We start from the raw sequence: 16,171 nt of genomic DNA on the forward strand, positions 1-16,171 counted from the left end.
AGACTGGTCGGATGGCGAAGCGAGGACGTACGGGATCATTGATCGCTCTGGCTCTGGGCGCGGCGGCGGTGTGGGCGGCGCGTGACATCCCGCGCCAGATGGGGGCCAAGGCGCGCGGCGACCGGCTCGCCCGCATGCAGGCCTCACCACAGTTCGCCGGGGGCAAGTTCCACAACACCGTGCCTGCCACCATGCTGGCCGCCTCGTCGATGCCCAAGATCTTCGCCGCCACCCTGCGCGACCGGGAGCGCCGCCACCCGCGCCTGCCGATCCCCGTGGTCACCCCGGCCCCGGGTGCGACCGCCGACGGACTGCACGTGACCTGGTACGGCCACTCGTCGGCGCTGGTCGAGATCGAGGGTCGCCGGGTGCTGCTCGACCCGGTGTGGAGCGACCGCTGCTCGCCGTCGCGGCTGTCCGGCCCCCGGCGCCTGCACGAGCCGCCCGTCGCGCTGCGCGACCTGCCGCCGCTCGACGCCGTGCTGATCTCGCACGACCACTACGACCACCTCGACATGGAGACCATCCAGAACCTGGTCGACCTGCAGGCCGCGCCGTTCCTGGTGCCGCTGGGCGTGGGCGCGCACCTCGAGCGCTGGGGCGTGCCGGCCACCCGCATCATCGAGATGGACTGGGACGACAAACACCGGGTGGGCGGCCTCGAGTTCGTCGCGACCGCGGCCCGGCACTTCAGCGGGCGAGGGTTCGACCGCGACGGCACGCTCTGGGCCAGCTGGGTGATCAACGGTCCGAGCCGCAAGGTCTTCTACTCCGGCGACACCGGCTACTTCCCCGGGTTCGCCGAGATCGGCCGGCTGCACGGCCCCTTCGACGCGTCACTGGTGCAGGTGGGGGCGTACAGCGAGTCGTGGCCCGACATCCACATGTTCCCCGAGGACGGTGTGGCCACCCACGTCGACGTGCAGGGCGGGCTGATGATCCCGGTGCACTGGGCCACGTTCAACCTGGCCCTGCACGACTGGGCCGAGCCGGCCGACCGCGTGTGGCGAGAGGCCAAGGCCCGGGACGTACGCCTGGCCGTGCCGCGCCCCGGTGAGCGCGTCGACGTCGACAACCCGCCCGCGGTGGACGGCTGGTGGCAGCAGATCGCGTAGCGGCGGCGCTCCTGGTCTTCGGCAACGGGCTGTCGGGTTCGTCCCTCTCGGCCGGTTCGCTGGCCCGGGTGCGCGCGGCCATCGCGTACGGGAAGGTCGAGCGGATCATCCTGTCGGGCGGCTGGGAACAGGCCCGCTCCGGAGCGCCCGAACCGCCGGTGGGCTGCCGCGAGGGCGATCTGATGCGTCGGGTCGCCCTCGACGAGGGAATCGACCCGCGGCGGCTGCGCGTCGAATGCCGCTCCCGGAGCACGCTCGAAAACCTGCTCAACGTGGTGGCGGACGGGCTGCTGGACGGGCTGTCGCTGGGCCCGGACCGGCCGCTGGGGCTGGTCACGCACGCCTGGCATCTGCCGCGGGCGCGGTTCCTGGCCCAGAAGGTGCTGGGGCTGCCCGCACGGGCGCTGACCGACGTGCCCGTGGCCGGCCGGGGCGGTCTGCTCGAACACGGATTGCGCGCCGCGTCGAGGGTCTGCTTCTTCGGCGTACGGGACCCGGCTGTGCTGCTGCGGCGCGAACGGCTGATGGTAACGATGCTGCGACGCGGGGTATAGCTGCGCGCATGGTTCTGCTCCTGCCGGTCTACCAGCCCTCCGTCGATCGCATTCGTGCGCTGACCGACGAATTCGACCAGGTCGTCGTGGTGGACGACGGAAGTTCCGTGCCCGTCTCGGTGCCCGGGTGCGTGGTGCTCCGGCATCCCGTCAACCTCGGCAAAGGGGCGGCCTTGAGGACCGGTTTCGCGTACGCGGCCCAGGCGTACCCCGGTTCGCCGGTGGTCGCGGCCGACGCCGACGGGCAGCACTCGGTCGCCGACATCCGCCGGGTGGCCGACCGTGTCGTCTCGACCGGCCGGCTCGTGCTGGGCGTGCGCCGGGTACGCCGCATGCCGCCGCGCAGCCGGCTCGGAAACGCGGTGACCCGCTCGCTGTTCCGGGCGGCGACCGGCCGCTGGGTGCGGGACACGCAGACCGGGTTGCGCGGATATCCGGCCGAGCTGCTGGACTGGCTCGGGACGATCCCGGGCCGGCGCTTCGAGTACGAGATGAACGTGCTGCTGCGGGCGGCGCGCGACGGCCACCCGATCGAACAGGTGCCGATCGAGACCACCTATCTGGACGGGAACGCGTCGTCGCACTTCGGTTCTCTGCGGGACGCCGCGCGGGTTTATCGGTCGTTGCTGCGGTTTGTGGTGCTCGACCGGTAGCCCGTTCCGGTGGGCGTTGGTGGCTTGAAGCGGATGTCGAGTGGCCGGCCACCGCCCGATGATCACCGGTGTCGTGTTCGCAGGCAGGGCCCACCCTTCCAAGGGGGCCCCCACCCTCGAGTGCCCCGCCGTGGGGACGGGATCGGCGAATGATGGCGCAATTCGCCGATCACTGCTTGGCGCCCTGTGGACAACCGCGAACTGTGGATAACCGCCGGCCTCAGTTTCCGGCGTCGTAGGCTGCCGCGAACATGACAGCCAGGACGACGAGGAGGACGGTCATGAACTGTGCGGTCGGGATCCAGGCAAGCGGCTTGGTGTGGCGGGCGGCCCTCTTCCGCCGCTGCGAGGCCCGCCAGGCGAACGGGATACGACCGTGGCGGTAGCCGGCGACGATGACGGTGGCCGCGGTCAGGACTGATGCGACGCTCACTGCGGAACTCGGGTGGAACGTCATGGCGAACCCCCTGGAGATGCGTAGCGGTGCCGGATGGAAAGGCCAGTGTGGGGTTGGCCGGCCGGTGCAATCCAGGGGATATGCGGGCGGATACGGACCTAAGGCGCGGTCACCGGTCTTCGCGGGGACGAAAAGCGGGTGTCGGCTATCCGACTGGGGCGGCGGGGCTCTGCTTGGTCTGTGGGTTTTCGATCGCTGCCGTGAGGCGGGGCAGGGCGAGGAACGGGGCGAGGGTGACGATCAGGTAGACCGCGCCGGCCGTGAGGAGCGCGTTGCGGAGACCTGTGGCGTCCACCGAGAGGCCACCCAGCAGTCCGCCGAGAGGGATGCCGGCGAAGGAGAGCGCGCCGATCGCGCCGAGGACGCGTCCGCGCAGGTGGGCGGGGATGCGTTCATAGCCGACGGTCATCAGGATCGGGTTCAGGGCCGAGGCGGCCAGGCCGGCGCCGAACGCTACGGCCAGGACCAGCCGCTTGTCGTCGGTGAGGGCGAGCGCGAACAACTTCGGCGACCCGGCGATCAGGGAGCAGGCGGCGAACGTGGTGACTCGGGGAAGGCGTACGGCAATGACTGAATAGATGGCGGCGCCGATCACCGCGCCCAGGCCGAAGACACCGCCGATCCAGCCCAGCGCGGTCGGTGCGGAACCGGTGTCGCGCACCCAGATGGGCAGGAAGACGGCCATGTACGCCTGGTCGGCCAAGTTGGTGACGAAGAGCATCGCCGTTACGGCCACTACCAGCCGGTCGCGCCGGAGGAAGTCGAAACCGGCGGCCAGGCTGGTCGACGCGGAAGCTTCCGGACCGGAGGGGGCGGGCGCGGCGGAAAGGGCCGACGGGGTGGAGACGCGGACGGCGGCGGGGTGGACCGACGGGGTGGGGATGCGGACGGTGGCGGGGTGGACCGACGGGGTGGGGATGCGGACGGTGGCGGCCACGGTGACTGCGCAGAACGCGAAAGATGCAGCGTCGAGGGCCAGCACCGTTGCGGGGCCCAAGGCGGTGACCAGGATGCCGCCGAGGGGGAGGCCGACGAGCAGGGCGGTGCGGGCGAAGCCTTCGAAGAGGGCCGTCGCGCGGGCCATGGGCGTACGGGAAAACTCGATGGCTAGTGGCAGGAGGGCGCGCTTGGCAACGTTGCCGCAGCCGCCGACCGTGCCGGCGACGGCGACGGCGGCCACCAGGCGGGTGAATGTCAGCTGGTCCAGCAGGTGGAGCAGCGGGATGAGGCCCACGGTGACCGCGCTGGCGGCGTCCGCGATGACGGCGACGCGGCGTGGGCCGACCCGGTCGACGAGTGCTCCGCCCGCGATGCCGGCCAGGACGAACGGCAGCGTCTGGGCGAGCGCGACGATCCCGACCCGGGCGGCGGAACCGGTGGTGACCAGCACGAGCCAGGGGACGGCGACGCTCGCTATGTGACTGCCCGTGAGCGAGACCGCCTCGGCGGCTAGAAGGCCGGCCAGCGGGCGGCGGTTTGGTCGGGTCGCGGCCGGTGTCACCCGGCGGGCCGGTCGAGCATCGGAAGCACCTGCCATTGGATGCTGACCCGGGCGGCGCCGGCCGGGGTCGCGGCGGCGTACTCGTCGATCAGGGTCTTGATGCGGGCGCGCAGTTCGACGGCCTGGGCGGCGGAGAGGCGTGGCTGTTCGGTGCCGAGGAAGAAGGCCTCTTGCCAGGGTTCGGGCATGCCGGGGAGGTCGCCGATCGTGGCCTCGACGCGCTGGAAGTCGGCCGCCGCGACGGCCCGCAGATAGCCCTCGGCCTCCCCGAAAGCCTCGCGGCTCGTTTCCGCGTCCAGGTCCGTACGGATGTGGGCCGCGCGCCACCAGCGTTCCCGGCCGGTGCCGCCGCCGGCGTCCTCGACGAACCCGTAGGCGGCCAGCTGCCGCAAGTGATAGCTGGTGGCGCCGCTCGATTGGTTCAGTCGTCCGGCGAGCTTGCTGGCTGTGGACGGGCCGTGCTCACGCAACAGATTGAGCATCCGCACCCGCAGTGGGTGGGCCAGCCCGCGAAGCGTCCGCGGGTCCAGCCGGGCGTTCCTGTCGGACGGCGGCGCACTCGTGGCGTCCTCAGATGGGGTCGCGTTCGCGTCTTCTTCCACGCAAGCAAACGTAGCTTTGCAAAGCTATCTTTGCAATCAACCGTCAGAGAACGTTAGGGGCGTTGGGACAGGGCGTGGTGGCGTTAGACTCGCCGGCCATGGGAGCGCTCGTCTTCAGCATCAACCTGACCCTGGATGGTTGCGTCGACCACCAGGAGGGGATTGCCGACGATGAGACGCACGCCTACTTCACCCGTCTCATGGATGAGGGCGGAGCGATGCTGTGGGGTCGCGTCACCTACGAGATGATGGAGAGCTACTGGCCGGCCGTCGCCCGCGGAGACGAGGAAGCGCCGCCCGCCATGCGTGAGTGGGCGGTCAAGCTGGAGGCCAAACCCAAGTACGTGGTGTCGTCGACCCGCAAGGACTTCCCGTGGGTCAATAGCCACCACATCGACGGTGATCTGCGCGAGGGTGTGCAGAAGCTCAAGGACGAGACCCCGGCGGGGGTCCTGCTCGGGAGCGGCAAGCTTGCGACCGAGCTCGACCGGCTGGACCTGATCGACGAGTACAAGCTGGTCGTCCATCCGCGGATCGCCGGCCACGGGCCGACGCTGTACCAGGGCGGGCTGCCCGGCACGCGCCGGCTCGAGCTGGTCTCGGCGGCGCCGTTCGGCAACGGCGCGGTGGCCATGCACTACCGCCGCGCGGGCTGAATCGCCGGCGTCCGACAGCGGCAGCGCGGCGTCGGACAGCGGCGAGCGCGGCGTTCTCTAGGAGTCGGCTGAAGGCTGTCGGGGGACGCAGATCTTCACGGCGCCGGGGGCGACCTTGGCGGTGAAGGACTTCGTCTTGGTGCGGGCGCCGCCGTCGAGTTCGTACTGCATCTTCGAGTGCAGCTTCACCTCGATCTTGCGGGCCCGGGTGGTGCGTACGAAGGGGGAGCTGTCGCTTCGGCCCACGGCCATCGTGCCCAGCGCCCGGGCCCACTGCAGGGCGCCCTGGGCGGTGGCCACGCCGACGTCGAGCCAGCCGTCGTCGGGCTTGGCGTCGTCGAAGGCCCGGATGCCGCCGGTGATCGTGCCGACGTTGCCGATCAGGACGCAGCTGGCCTCGTCCTCGAACCACTTGGTGCCGTCGACCTTGATGGTGGCGGTGGCCGCGGCCTCGTTCACGTGGCGGACGCCGGCCCACACGTACGCGAGCTTGCCCAGGCGGTCCTTCATGTTGCGGTCGGCGTCGCTGATCATCGCGCCGTCGAAGCCGACGCCCGCCATCACGCCGAAGTATTCGCCCTCGAAGCGGCCCAGGTCGATGCGGTGCGGCGTGCCGTGCAGCGCGATGTCGACGGCCTCGGCCAGGTCGGCCGGGATGCCCAGGTTGGTGGCCAGCAGGTTGCCGGTGCCGGCGGGGATGATGCCGACCGGAACCGAGGTGCCCGCCGCGACGTCGAGCGACCGCTGCACGATCCCGTCGCCGCCCCACACGATCAGGCGGTCGACCTTGGACTTGAGCGCCTTCTTGACGGCCGCCGGCGCCTTCTTGCTCTTGGGCACCTCGTACCAGAGCAGGTCGTCGATCCCGGCGTCGGTCAGGCGGCGGCGGAGCTCGTCCAGGCCGCCGCCCAGCGTCTTCTTCTGATGCGCGACTACGGCGATCGTGCGGGGGGTTCGCATGCGGAGCGAACTACCCGACGCGCCGGAATCGTAATCAGCTGACCGTCTCGCGCATCCGCTGCTCGGCCGCCGCGCTGCGGATCACCATGAGGCGCAGCTCCAGCTCGTCGGACACCATCGAGGCCAGGTGCTCCAGGGCCTTGAGCTGTCGCGGCGTGGCTTCGCGAGGGCGGTTGTCGATCACGTTGACGGTGCCGAGGCGATACCCGTCGTGGGTGCGGATCGGCGCGGCCGCGTAGAAGCGCAGGCCCAGCTCACCCCGGACGAGCGGGTGTTCGAGCGTACGGGGATCGACCGCGGCATTGTTGATCACATAGACGTCGTCCTGGGCGATGACCGAGGCGCACAGCCCGGGTTCCTTGCCCACCTCGCGTACGCCGACCAGCCCCTGACACGCGGCCAGCCAGACCCTGTCCTGCTCGACCAGCGACACGGTCGCGATCGGAGTCTCGAAGATGGCGCCGGCCACGAACGCGATCCGGTCGTACGCGTCCTCGACGGGCTGATCAACCAGCCGGTAGCGCCGGACGGCCTCGAGACGCGCCTGTTCCTCCGGACCCACGTTGTCCAGATATTCGTACGCGTTCGTCGACACGGCGTTGCTGTTGGTCATGGCCGGTGATCCCCCTCACAGTGCGATGTGCCTGCGAGCCTAGAAAGGGCATCGGTGTCCCGCAATGCTCTGAATGGCCCGATCGAGTTCTCAGGCAAGCCTCAGGTGCCAAAGTCGCACAAACAGTCGGTCGGCGGGTAATCAGACGCCCGTGACAGCACCCAGCGCCGCCGTGATCGGTCAACTCGCCCGCGACCTCGTCCTCACCGTAGACCGGTTGCCCGACCCCGGCAGTTCGGCCGCGGCCGGTGAACGCCGCGAGCAACTCGGCGGCAAAGGGGCCAACCAGGCGGTCGCCCTCGCCCAGCTCGGTGTGCGTCCCTCGCTGATCGCGGTGGCCGGCGACGACACGATCGGCGACGTCCTGCTCGCCCAGGCGGCCGGCGACGGCATCGACGTCCACGCGGTGGTGCGCCGCCGCGGCGAGCTGACCGGGGTGATCGTCGAGATCCTCGAGCCCGACGGCAGTTACCGCTACATCGAGCACCTTCCGCCGGCCGTGCAGCTCTCCGAGGACGACGTGCTGCGGGCGCGCGACACGATCACCGGCGCCGATGCCGTTCTCGTGCAACTGCAGCAGCCGGCGCCGGCGACCCTGGCCGCGGCCCGCCTCGGTCACGAGGCCGGGCGTCTGGTCGTGCTCGACGGCGAGATCAAGGACAAGAGCGTTCTCCCGTACGCCGATGTCGTGCGGGCCGACGAGCAGGAGGCCGGTGACCTGGGCGATGAGCTTCTGAGCAGCGGCCCCAAGCTGGTCGCGCTGGCCCAGTCCGACGGCAACCTGTTCCTGTGGAAGGGCGGCCGGTTGAAGATCCCGCTCGAGGACGCGAAGGTGGTCGACACCACCGGCGGCGGCGACTCGTTCGTGGCCGGGCTGACCGCCGCGCTGCTGACCGGCGCGTCCTACGAGGAGGCGGCGCGTCGGGCCACGGCCGCGTCCGGGTCCACCGTCCGGCACATCGGCGGCCGCCCGGAGCTGAACCGATGAGCAACATCGCCCCGGCCGAGCCCTGGGTCGTACGGGAAATCGGTCTGCCCGAGGGTAAGCCGGAGCTGCGCCAGGCCGAATCGCTGTTCGCGCTGGCCAACGGTCACATCGGGCTGCGCGGCAACCTCGACGAGCCGGAGCCGTGCGGGATGCCGGGCACGTTCCTCAACTCGCTGTACGAGGAGCGCGACCTGACCTATCCGGAGGCCGGGTTCGCGTTCCCCGAGCGTACGGAAACGATCGTCAACGCCCCCAACGGTAAACCGATCACCCTGACCGTCGGCGGGGAGCCGTTCGATCTGCGCACCGGCGATCTGCGGCGGCACGAGCGGGTGCTCGATCTGCGCGCGGGCACGCTCACGCGCGAGGTCGAGTGGGTGTCGCCCGGCGGGATCGAGGTGCGGCTGCGCAGCGTACGGGTGGTGTCGTTCGAACGTCCGTCGGTGGCCGCGATCCGCTGGTCGGTGCAGGCCGGCGCCGAGCTGAGGGTCGACTCGGACGTGATGGTCGACGAGGATCAGCCGCCGCCCAGCGACGATCCCCGGGCCAGCGCCGTGATCACCGACGCGTTCGTGCCCGTCTTCCACAACCGTGACCTGCTCGTGCACCGGACCCGGCGCAGCGGCATCACGGTCGCCGTGGCGGTGACCCACATCGGGCCCGAGGGCGAGATCATCACCAGTCCCGACCGTCTCCGCTGGACGGCCACCGCGCACGGCTCGATGTCGTTCGACAAGATTTTCGCGTACGGGTGGGACGGGATCGATCAGCGCGACCAGGCGCTCGCCGATCGGGACGCGGCCGCGCACGCCGGTTTCGACGAACTGCTGGCCGAGCAGCGCCGCTATCTCGACGACTTCTGGGCCAACGCGGACATCGAGATGGACGGCGACGACGAAGTGCAGCAGGGGACGCGCTTCGGGCTGTTCCACGTGCTGCAGGCGGGCGCGCAGGCCGGACCGCACCCGATCCCGTCGAAGGGGCTGACCGGCAACGGGTACGACGGGCACACGCTGTGGGACAACGAGACGTACGTGCTGCCCGTGCTCACCTACACCCATCCGGCGTGTGTCGGGCAGGCGCTGCGCTGGCGGCACAGCACCCTCGACCATGCCCGTGATCGGGCGCGGGAGCTGAAGCTGGACGGCGCGGCGTTCCCATGGCGGACGATCAGCGGGCCCGAATGCTCCGGATACTGGCCGGCCGGGACGGCGGCGCTGCACATCAACGCCGACATCGCCGAAGCCGTGCGGCGCTACTACGCGGCCACCGGGGACGACGAGTTCATGCGGGAAGCCGGCGACGAACTGATCGCCGAGACCGCGCGGCTGTGGCGCAAGGTGGCCTACCTGGACGAGGAAGGTGTCGCGCACATCGCCGGGGTGACCGGGCCGGACGAATACACGGCGCTGATGGACGACAACGTCTTCACCAACCTGATGGCCCGGCGCAACCTGCGGGCGGCGGCGCTCGACGAGGTGTCCGCGCACATCGCCGACCGGCTGGCCGTGCCCTACGACGAGCGGCGGGAGGTGCACGAGCAGGCGGCCGGCTTCACCCGGCTCGACGAGTGGAAGTCCTTCGAGGACGAGGACTATCCGCTGATGCTGCACCACCACTACCTCAACCTGTATCGCAAGCAGGTCGTCAAGCAGGCCGACCTGGTGCTCGCGATGGTGATGTGCGGCGACGAGTTCACGCCGGAGGAGAAGCGGCGCAACTTCGAGTACTACGAAGCCCGGACCGTACGCGACTCCTCGCTGTCGGCGCCCGTGCAGGCGGTGCTCGCGGCCGAACTCGGCCACCTGACGCTCGCCCACGCCTACCTGACCGAGGCCGCGCTGCTCGACCTGCGCGCGGGCGGCGAATCCGGCGGCGACGGCCTGCACATCGCGGCCTGCGCCGGGGGGTGGATGGCGGTGGTGATGGGCTTCGGCGGGCTGCGCGACACGGACGGGCGGCTGTCGCTCTCGCCCCGGATCCCGCCCCGGCTGAGCCGGCTGCTGTTCCGCCTGCGCTGGCGCGGAACCGGCCTGCGGGTGACGGTGACCCCCGAGACGGTGACCTACCATGCCGACGGCGAGATCACCTTCCGGCACTACGGCGACGACGTCTCGCTGATCGCCGGCGAGGAGCTGTCGTTCCCGCTCAAGCCGATCGAGGACCGCCCGGCCCCGCCGACTCCGCGCCCGCCCGGGTCGGCCGGCTGACGGATCCGAGCGCGTCTCGTAGCGGGCTCCGACCTGTGTCGGGCCGAGCTACGAGACCCGCCTCAGTGGTGGCCGTCGCCGGATTCTTCGGCCCAGACCCGCCAGTTCTCGAGGTCGCCGTAGAGGCCGGGGGTCAGCCAGCCCGGGGCCGAGCGGCGGAAGACGCCCGGGTCCATCGAGCCCGCGCCCTCGGGGAGGGCCCCGATCAGGTGGGGGACCAGCTCGCTCAGGTTGGCCCAGTGCACCAGGTCGGGGTCGGCGGGCCAGGCGCCGATGACCACACCGGCCGGGACGCCCCGGCGGGCCAGGGCCTCCAGCGTCAGGGCGGTGTGGTTGAGGGTGCCCAGACCGGCCCGGGCGACGACGATGGTGCTGGTGCCCAGCGTGGTGGCCAGGTCGGCGACCGTCCAGGACTCGCCGGACGGGCGGACGCCCATCGGAACCAGCAGGCCGCCGGCCCCTTCGACCAGGACCAGGTCGTGCTTGTCGGCCTCGGCCCGGATGGCATCGACGACCTCGTAAAGCTCGAGCGGCGGCATCTCGGCCACCGTGGCCGCGGCCAGCGGCGCCATCGGCTCGGGATATTCGGCCAGGGTGCGGGTGGTGTCGGGCCCGGCCAGCCGGGTGATCACGTCGATGTCGGTCGGCTCGCCGGTGTTGATGCCGGTCTGGCCGGGCTTGATCACGGCGACCCGGAGCCCGGACGCCTGAGCGGCGGCGGCCACGGCGGCCGTGACGATGGTCTTGCCGACCCCGGTGTCGGTGCCGGTCACCAGCACGACGCCGCGCCACTCGCCGTTCGCCGGGCGGTGCGGGGCCGGCTGGGCGCTGGTCGGGGTCTGCGCGGCCAGCTCGGCCGAGATCTCCGCGCCGATCGCCGCGGCGCCGGGCAGCTCGTCGCCCTCCGGCAGCGCGGGCGCGGGCCCTGGCGGGACGGGCGCGGGCGCCGGCCCTGGTGAGGCGGGCGCGGGCGCGGGCCATGGTGAGGCGGGCGCGGGCGAGACGGGCGCGTCCGGCAATGGATGGCCGGGGGAGGGCGCCGGGGGGATCGGCGGCGGTGAGATGGGCGCGGGCGAGACGGGCGCGTCAGGCAGGGGATGGCCGGGCGAAGGCGCCGGAGGAATGGGCGCGGGCGAAACCGGCGCGACGCTCGGTGGCGCCGGCTCGGGCTCGACTACGGGGGTGGTGGCGGCCGAGGGCGTGGGATCGACGGTGAGCCCGGTGGCACGTTGGACGGGGACCGTCTCGGGCGTGCCGGCCGAGGCCGGGATGGATGCGGGCCGACCGGCCGCGGAACCGGGCGGCGTGGGCCGGTCGGCCGCCGATTCGGGCGATCTGGCCTGCGTCTCCAGCTCGACCGGCGTCAGGACGCGCTCGGGATCGACCGTGCCGCCGCCCTGGGCCGTGAGCGTGAAGCCCGGGCCCCGGGCGGTCAGGATCACGTTGGCGGCGGGGAGGCCGGTCAGGACGGCGGTCAGGTCGAGCGAGGTGGGGGTCACGGTGAGCACTCCACGATGACGTCCAGGGCGCGGGCGAAATCGGCGTCGGGGACTCCGGCGTTCAGGGTCAGGCGCAGCCGGGAGCTGCCGTCGGGGGTGGACGGCGGCCGGAAACAGCCGACCGCCACGCCGCGGTCGCGGCAGTCCTCGGCCCAGGCCAGGGCGGCCTCGGGGCCGGGGGCCAGGACCGAGAGCACGCCGGCGGCGGGCGGGGACACCTCGAAACCGGCGGCCCGCAGGCGGGACACGGTGAGCCCGGCCCGCGCGGCCAGCAAGGCGCGGCGGTCGTCGGCCGCCCGGGCGATGCGCAGCGCCTCGTGGACGCCGGCGGCCACGGCCGGCGGCAGGGCAGTGTCGTAGATGAACGTGCGGCCGGTGTCGATCAGGTGGCGGATGAACTGCGCCGGGCCGGCGACCACGCCGCCCGCGCCGCCCAGGGATTTCGACAGTGTGGCGGTGACGACCACGTCGGAGCGGCCGGCCAGACCGGCCGCGGCCACGCCGCCCGCGCCCGACGGGCCGAGCAGACCCAGCGCGTGGGCGTCGTCGATCAGCAGCAGCGCGCCCCGCGACGAGGTGACCTCGTGCAGTTCGGCCAGCGGGGCCAGGTCGCCGTCGACCGAGAACACCGACTCGGTGACTAGCAGGGCGCGGCCGGGGTGGTCGTCGAGCAGCGCAGCCACGGCGGACGGCGAGTTGTGCGGCGCGACCACCGTCCGGACGCCGGAGATCTTGCATCCGTCGATCAGCGAGGCGTGGTTGTAGGCGTCGGAGATGATCAGGTCACACACGGCTGTGAGACTGCGCACGGCGGCCAGGTTGGCCAGATAGCCCGACGAGAACACCAGCGCCGACTCCGCGCCCAGCCAGGCGGCCAGGTCGGATTCCAGCTCGGCGTGGGCCACCGACGAACCGCGAACCAGCCGGGAACCGGTGGCCCCCAACCCGTACGCCCGCAAGCTCTGAGCGGAAGCGCCGACCACCGCAGGGTGGGCGGCCAGACCGAGATAGTCGTTGCCGGCCAGATCGACGACGGAATCGCCGGCCGATCGCGGCCGCAGCCGACGGGTCAGCCCCGCCTTGGCCCTGCTCGAGGCCAGGCTTTCCAGGGCGTCCAACCAGCCCGCCAAGACACCTCCACGGATCACGAGAAGGGCAAACTACCACCCACCTCCGACGAACCAGCCGGACCCAAGTCCTTGTTAGGGTTCGGTCATGCCAGAGATCCTCGACCGGGCCCGTTCGCAGGTGCTCAACGACGGTGCCGGCCTCGACGAGGCGCAGATCCTCGAAGTGCTGCGGCTCCCCGACGAGGCGTTGCCCGAGCTTCTGCAGATCGCCCACGACGTACGCATGAAGTGGTGCGGCCCCGAGGTCGAGGTCGAGGGCATCGTCTCGCTGAAGACCGGCGGCTGTCCCGAGGACTGTCACTTCTGCTCGCAGTCGGGCCTGTTCGCCTCGCCCGTACGTTCGGTCTGGCTCGACATCCCGTCGCTGGTCCAGGCGGCGAAGCAGACCGCGGCCACCGGCGCGACGGAGTTCTGCATCGTGGCCGCCGTGCGCGGGCCCGACCAGCGCCTGATGGACCAGATGCGCGAGGGCGTCAAGGCGATCCGGGCCGAGGTCGACATCCAGGTCGCGGCCAGCCTCGGCATGCTCAGCCAGGAGCAGGTCGACGACCTGGTCGACATGGGTGTGCACCGTTACAACCACAACCTCGAGACCTGCCGGTCGCACTTCCCCAACGTGGTCACCACCCACTCGTGGGAGGAGCGCTGGAGCACGCTCAAGATGGTGCGCGACTCCGGCATGGAGGTCTGCTGCGGCGGCATCCTGGGGCTGGGCGAGACGCTGGAGCAGCGGGCCGAGTTCGCGGCCCAGCTGGCCGAGCTCGACCCGCACGAGGTGCCGATGAACTTCCTCAATCCGCGGCCGGGCACGCCGCTGGGCGACCAGCCGGTGGTCGACGGCAAGGACGCGCTGCGCGCCATCGCCGCATTCCGGCTGGCCATGCCGCGCACGATCCTGCGCTTTGCCGGCGGCCGCGAGATCACCCTGGGCGACCTGGGCACGCGGGACGGGCTGCTGGGTGGCATCAACGCGGTGATCGTCGGCAACTACCTGACGACGCTGGGTCGCCCGGCCACCTCCGACCTCGAGCTGCTGCAGGACCTGAAGATGCCGGTCAAGGCGCTCTCGGCGACGATCTGAGATGTTCTGCGACCGATGCGGCGACCCGGCCGCCGACGGCGATCACACGGCGTGCGCGGCGGCGCGTGAACTCGAGCCGCCGCGCTTCTGCCCCGACTGCCGCCGGCGCATGAAGGTGCAGGTCGTGCCGACCGGCTGGACGGCCACCTGCGTCGAGCACGGGATGCGTACGGGTTAGAAAGCGGCCGGGGTCTGCTTGCCCACCGGGTGGGTGCCCGGCACCGGCAGCGTCACCGTGGTCAGGGCGCCGTCGCGCTCGGCCGGGCCCGCGCCCAGGCGCCGCAGCGTGCGCAGCATGGCCACGTTGTCGGCCGCCGTGTGCGCGATCAGCGCCGCGAACCGGGCCCGCCCGGCGTGCGCGAACAGGCGCCGCAGCAGGGCCGTGCCGATGCCGCGGCGCTGCCAGTCGTCCTCGACCAGCATCGCGATCTCGGCCAGGTCACCCTCGGCGAGCAGGACGGCCATCGCCACCACGCGCTCGCCGGCCAGGGCGATCAGGGTGCGCCCGGCGCCGGACGGTTCGAGCAGCCGGGCCAGCCGGGCCTCGCCGGGGGCGCCGCCGCCCAGGTAACGCCGCTGCAGGGAGGCCGCGGAACTGCGATCGTGCAGACCGCGTACGGCCTCCAGGTCGTTGATCGTCGCGGCCCGGATCGTCAGCTCGGTGCCGTCGGGCAGCAGCAGCGTGATCTGCTCGTCGGGCTGCCGCAGCATCGAGCCGGACAGCTCGACCAGCGCCTGGGCCCGTGCGTATTCGGCCGGGGTGAACGCCGGCAGGCGCCGCAGCACCTCGAACGAGCCGCCGGCCGGATCGGCCAGGGTCATGCGGGCCGCGTCGTAACCGGGGCGGCCGGCGAGCGGCTCCGGCCGCCAGCGCACCTCGGTCGCGTCGAGCAGGGCGACCAGCGCCTCGCCCAGCGCGTCGGGATCGTGCACGAGCCGCCCGGCCAGCGCGAGCGCCCGGGTCGGCTGATCGACCAGGCCCTGGGCCTCGGCCCGCGACACGAACGCGTCGCGGCCGCGGCCCTTGGCCACCGCGTTGAGCAGGTCGGCCTCGCCCATCGAGTCGGGCGCGTCGACCAGGAAGTCGTCGACCGCGCCGGCCTCGGTGGTGTGCACCTGAACGGCGAGAATGTTGACCGACTTGAGCGCGAGGCTCGCGGTCAGAACGGAAAGGTAGCCCGGCCGGTCGTCAACCGTTGCCCGGATCCGCCACAGCGCCATCTCCGGCACTCCTCTCGGCGAGTCACCTCAGTTGTACCGGGCTCAATCTTCCTCCGTAGCTGTTAAGCGGACATTGCTTGAGCAGGGAATTCGACGAGAGTCGGATCACAGGGCCGAGGGCACGGCGGCGGTGTCGAGACGGTCGCCGAGGATCACCGCGGCCGCGCGGACAAGCTGCGCCACCCGGTCCACCTCGGTGATGTGGAAGGCGGCGGCGGGCAGGTCGTCCTCGTCGGTCCGCGCGACCACGAGCACCAGCCCGGCCCGGCCGAACGGCGCGATCGCGTAACGCGTGTTCTCGGGACCGGTGAGGGGCCGGGCGCGCAGCGGGGTGATCTCGGGCAGCTGCAGCGGGGCCGGGGCCCGCCAGCTCGCGTACGCGATGCCGGGCTCGGCGCCGAGGCTGAAGCCGGGCTCGGTGGGCAGCGGCCGGGGCACCCCGGAGCGGGCGGCCCAGTCGGACGGCACGAACGCGGCGGCGGCCCAGTCGGCCGCGAGCAGGCCGGGCACCGCGTCCACCAGCGTGGCCAGCCCGTCGGCCGGGTTGGCGGCCACCTGGGCCAGCAGCTCGGCGTCGTGGCCGCCCGAGACGGGGGCGCCGATCGCCTTCCACACGCCGTCGACCTGCACACCGGGGATGGCGGCCAGCCCGGCCAGGAGGCGCTCCACGCGGGAGGCGCCCGGCCAGACGACCGAGAAGTCGTCGACGGCCCGCCCACCGAGGCGTTCCAGCACCACCACCTGCACGATGTCGGCTCCGGCGACGCCCAGCGTGCGGGCCACCTGACCGAGGGCGCCGGGGCGGTCGGGCAGAGTGACTCGAACCCGCAGCAACATGCGACTCCTCCCGTTCTGCGGACGGCACGGCGAAGCCGTCCCCGTAGGCGTCCAGGCTGCCAATTCGGCGTTTCGCCCGGGTTGCGGAGCCGTG

The 16,171-nt window shown here is 72.0% G+C and carries 17 protein-coding genes; 8 read left to right on the forward strand and 9 right to left on the reverse strand.

Features of this window, described 5'->3' with window-relative positions:
• Positions 1 to 11 precede the first annotated feature (11 nt).
• The 3 genes from ACZ3I4_RS44660 to ACZ3I4_RS44670 are packed head-to-tail and all read left to right on the forward strand — an operon-like array spanning position 12 to position 2,322.
• Positions 12 to 1,115 carry an MBL fold metallo-hydrolase gene (locus ACZ3I4_RS44660; RefSeq protein WP_465388240.1) on the forward strand — a complete coding sequence of 368 codons (1,104 nt, stop codon included), beginning with the start codon at positions 12 to 14 and terminating at the stop codon, positions 1,113 to 1,115.
• Positions 1,097 to 1,669 carry a YdcF family protein gene (locus tag ACZ3I4_RS44665; RefSeq protein ID WP_465388241.1) on the forward strand — a complete coding sequence of 191 codons (573 nt, stop codon included), beginning with the start codon at positions 1,097 to 1,099 and terminating at the stop codon, positions 1,667 to 1,669. Before ACZ3I4_RS44660 ends, ACZ3I4_RS44665 begins: the two co-directional genes overlap by 19 nt.
• A gap of 8 nt (positions 1,670 to 1,677) precedes the next feature.
• Positions 1,678 to 2,322, forward strand: coding sequence for a glycosyltransferase family 2 protein (locus ACZ3I4_RS44670; protein WP_465388242.1), 645 nt, complete (start codon positions 1,678 to 1,680; stop codon positions 2,320 to 2,322).
• Between the two features lie 220 nt (positions 2,323 to 2,542).
• Here ACZ3I4_RS44670 and ACZ3I4_RS44675 read toward each other — a convergent pair whose 3' ends face one another.
• The 3 genes from ACZ3I4_RS44675 to ACZ3I4_RS44685 form a co-directional block, all read right to left on the reverse strand.
• Entirely contained in the window at positions 2,543 to 2,755 is a 213-nt protein-coding gene (locus tag ACZ3I4_RS44675) for a hypothetical protein (RefSeq protein WP_465388243.1), read from the reverse strand.
• A 169-nt stretch (positions 2,756 to 2,924) separates the two neighbouring features.
• Entirely contained in the window at positions 2,925 to 4,316 is a 1,392-nt protein-coding gene (locus tag ACZ3I4_RS44680; protein ID WP_465388244.1) for an MFS transporter, read from the reverse strand.
• Complete coding sequence (locus ACZ3I4_RS44685) at positions 4,277 to 4,882, reverse strand: ArsR/SmtB family transcription factor (protein ID WP_465388245.1); 606 nt, start codon at positions 4,880 to 4,882, stop codon at positions 4,277 to 4,279. Before ACZ3I4_RS44685 ends, ACZ3I4_RS44680 begins: the two co-directional genes overlap by 40 nt.
• A 98-nt stretch (positions 4,883 to 4,980) precedes the next feature.
• Between ACZ3I4_RS44685 and ACZ3I4_RS44690 the strand changes: the two genes are divergently transcribed.
• Positions 4,981 to 5,538, forward strand: a complete 558-nt coding sequence (locus ACZ3I4_RS44690; RefSeq protein WP_465388246.1) for a dihydrofolate reductase family protein — start codon at positions 4,981 to 4,983, stop codon at positions 5,536 to 5,538.
• 57 nt (positions 5,539 to 5,595) lie between these two features.
• Here the strand turns inward: ACZ3I4_RS44690 and ACZ3I4_RS44695 are convergent, their stop codons facing one another.
• The gene (locus ACZ3I4_RS44695) at positions 5,596 to 6,498 is read right to left on the reverse strand and encodes a diacylglycerol/lipid kinase family protein (protein WP_465388247.1); all 903 of its coding nucleotides are present in this window, start codon (positions 6,496 to 6,498) and stop codon (positions 5,596 to 5,598) included.
• 34 nt (positions 6,499 to 6,532) lie between these two features.
• Positions 6,533 to 7,111, reverse strand: coding sequence for a GAF domain-containing protein (locus ACZ3I4_RS44700; RefSeq protein WP_465388248.1), 579 nt, complete (start codon positions 7,109 to 7,111; stop codon positions 6,533 to 6,535).
• A 151-nt stretch (positions 7,112 to 7,262) separates the two neighbouring features.
• Between ACZ3I4_RS44700 and ACZ3I4_RS44705 the strand changes: the two genes are divergently transcribed.
• On the forward strand, positions 7,263 to 8,099 hold the full coding sequence (locus tag ACZ3I4_RS44705; protein ID WP_465388249.1) for a PfkB family carbohydrate kinase: 837 nt from the start codon (positions 7,263 to 7,265) through the stop codon (positions 8,097 to 8,099).
• Positions 8,096 to 10,309, forward strand: coding sequence for a glycoside hydrolase family 65 protein (locus ACZ3I4_RS44710; RefSeq protein WP_465388250.1), 2,214 nt, complete (start codon positions 8,096 to 8,098; stop codon positions 10,307 to 10,309). The genes ACZ3I4_RS44705 and ACZ3I4_RS44710 overlap by 4 nt, the downstream gene beginning before the upstream one ends.
• A gap of 62 nt (positions 10,310 to 10,371) precedes the next feature.
• Here ACZ3I4_RS44710 and bioD read toward each other — a convergent pair whose 3' ends face one another.
• A complete protein-coding gene (bioD, locus tag ACZ3I4_RS44715) occupies positions 10,372 to 11,160 on the reverse strand; it encodes a dethiobiotin synthase (RefSeq protein ID WP_465388368.1) in 789 nt (262 codons plus the stop codon).
• Between the two features lie 644 nt (positions 11,161 to 11,804).
• On the reverse strand, positions 11,805 to 12,938 hold the full coding sequence (locus ACZ3I4_RS44720; RefSeq protein ID WP_465388251.1) for an 8-amino-7-oxononanoate synthase: 1,134 nt from the start codon (positions 12,936 to 12,938) through the stop codon (positions 11,805 to 11,807).
• An 85-nt stretch (positions 12,939 to 13,023) separates the two neighbouring features.
• Here ACZ3I4_RS44720 and bioB point away from each other — a divergent pair, with 85 nt between their 5' ends.
• The gene (gene bioB, locus ACZ3I4_RS44725; RefSeq protein WP_465388252.1) at positions 13,024 to 14,019 is read left to right on the forward strand and encodes a biotin synthase BioB; all 996 of its coding nucleotides are present in this window, start codon (positions 13,024 to 13,026) and stop codon (positions 14,017 to 14,019) included.
• 1 nt (position 14,020) lies between these two features.
• The gene (gene bsaP, locus ACZ3I4_RS44730; RefSeq protein WP_465388253.1) at positions 14,021 to 14,197 is read left to right on the forward strand and encodes a biotin synthase auxiliary protein BsaP; all 177 of its coding nucleotides are present in this window, start codon (positions 14,021 to 14,023) and stop codon (positions 14,195 to 14,197) included.
• Here the strand turns inward: bsaP and ACZ3I4_RS44735 are convergent.
• On the reverse strand, positions 14,194 to 15,240 hold the full coding sequence (locus tag ACZ3I4_RS44735; protein ID WP_465388254.1) for a GNAT family N-acetyltransferase: 1,047 nt from the start codon (positions 15,238 to 15,240) through the stop codon (positions 14,194 to 14,196). The two genes, bsaP and ACZ3I4_RS44735, sit on opposite strands and share 4 nt — an antisense overlap.
• 105 nt (positions 15,241 to 15,345) lie before the next feature.
• Positions 15,346 to 16,077, reverse strand: a complete 732-nt coding sequence (locus ACZ3I4_RS44740; RefSeq protein ID WP_465388255.1) for an ACT domain-containing protein — start codon at positions 16,075 to 16,077, stop codon at positions 15,346 to 15,348.
• Positions 16,078 to 16,171: the final 94 nt, after the last annotated feature.

The sequence above is a fragment of the Actinoplanes sp. NPDC021490 genome (assembly GCF_055562135.1).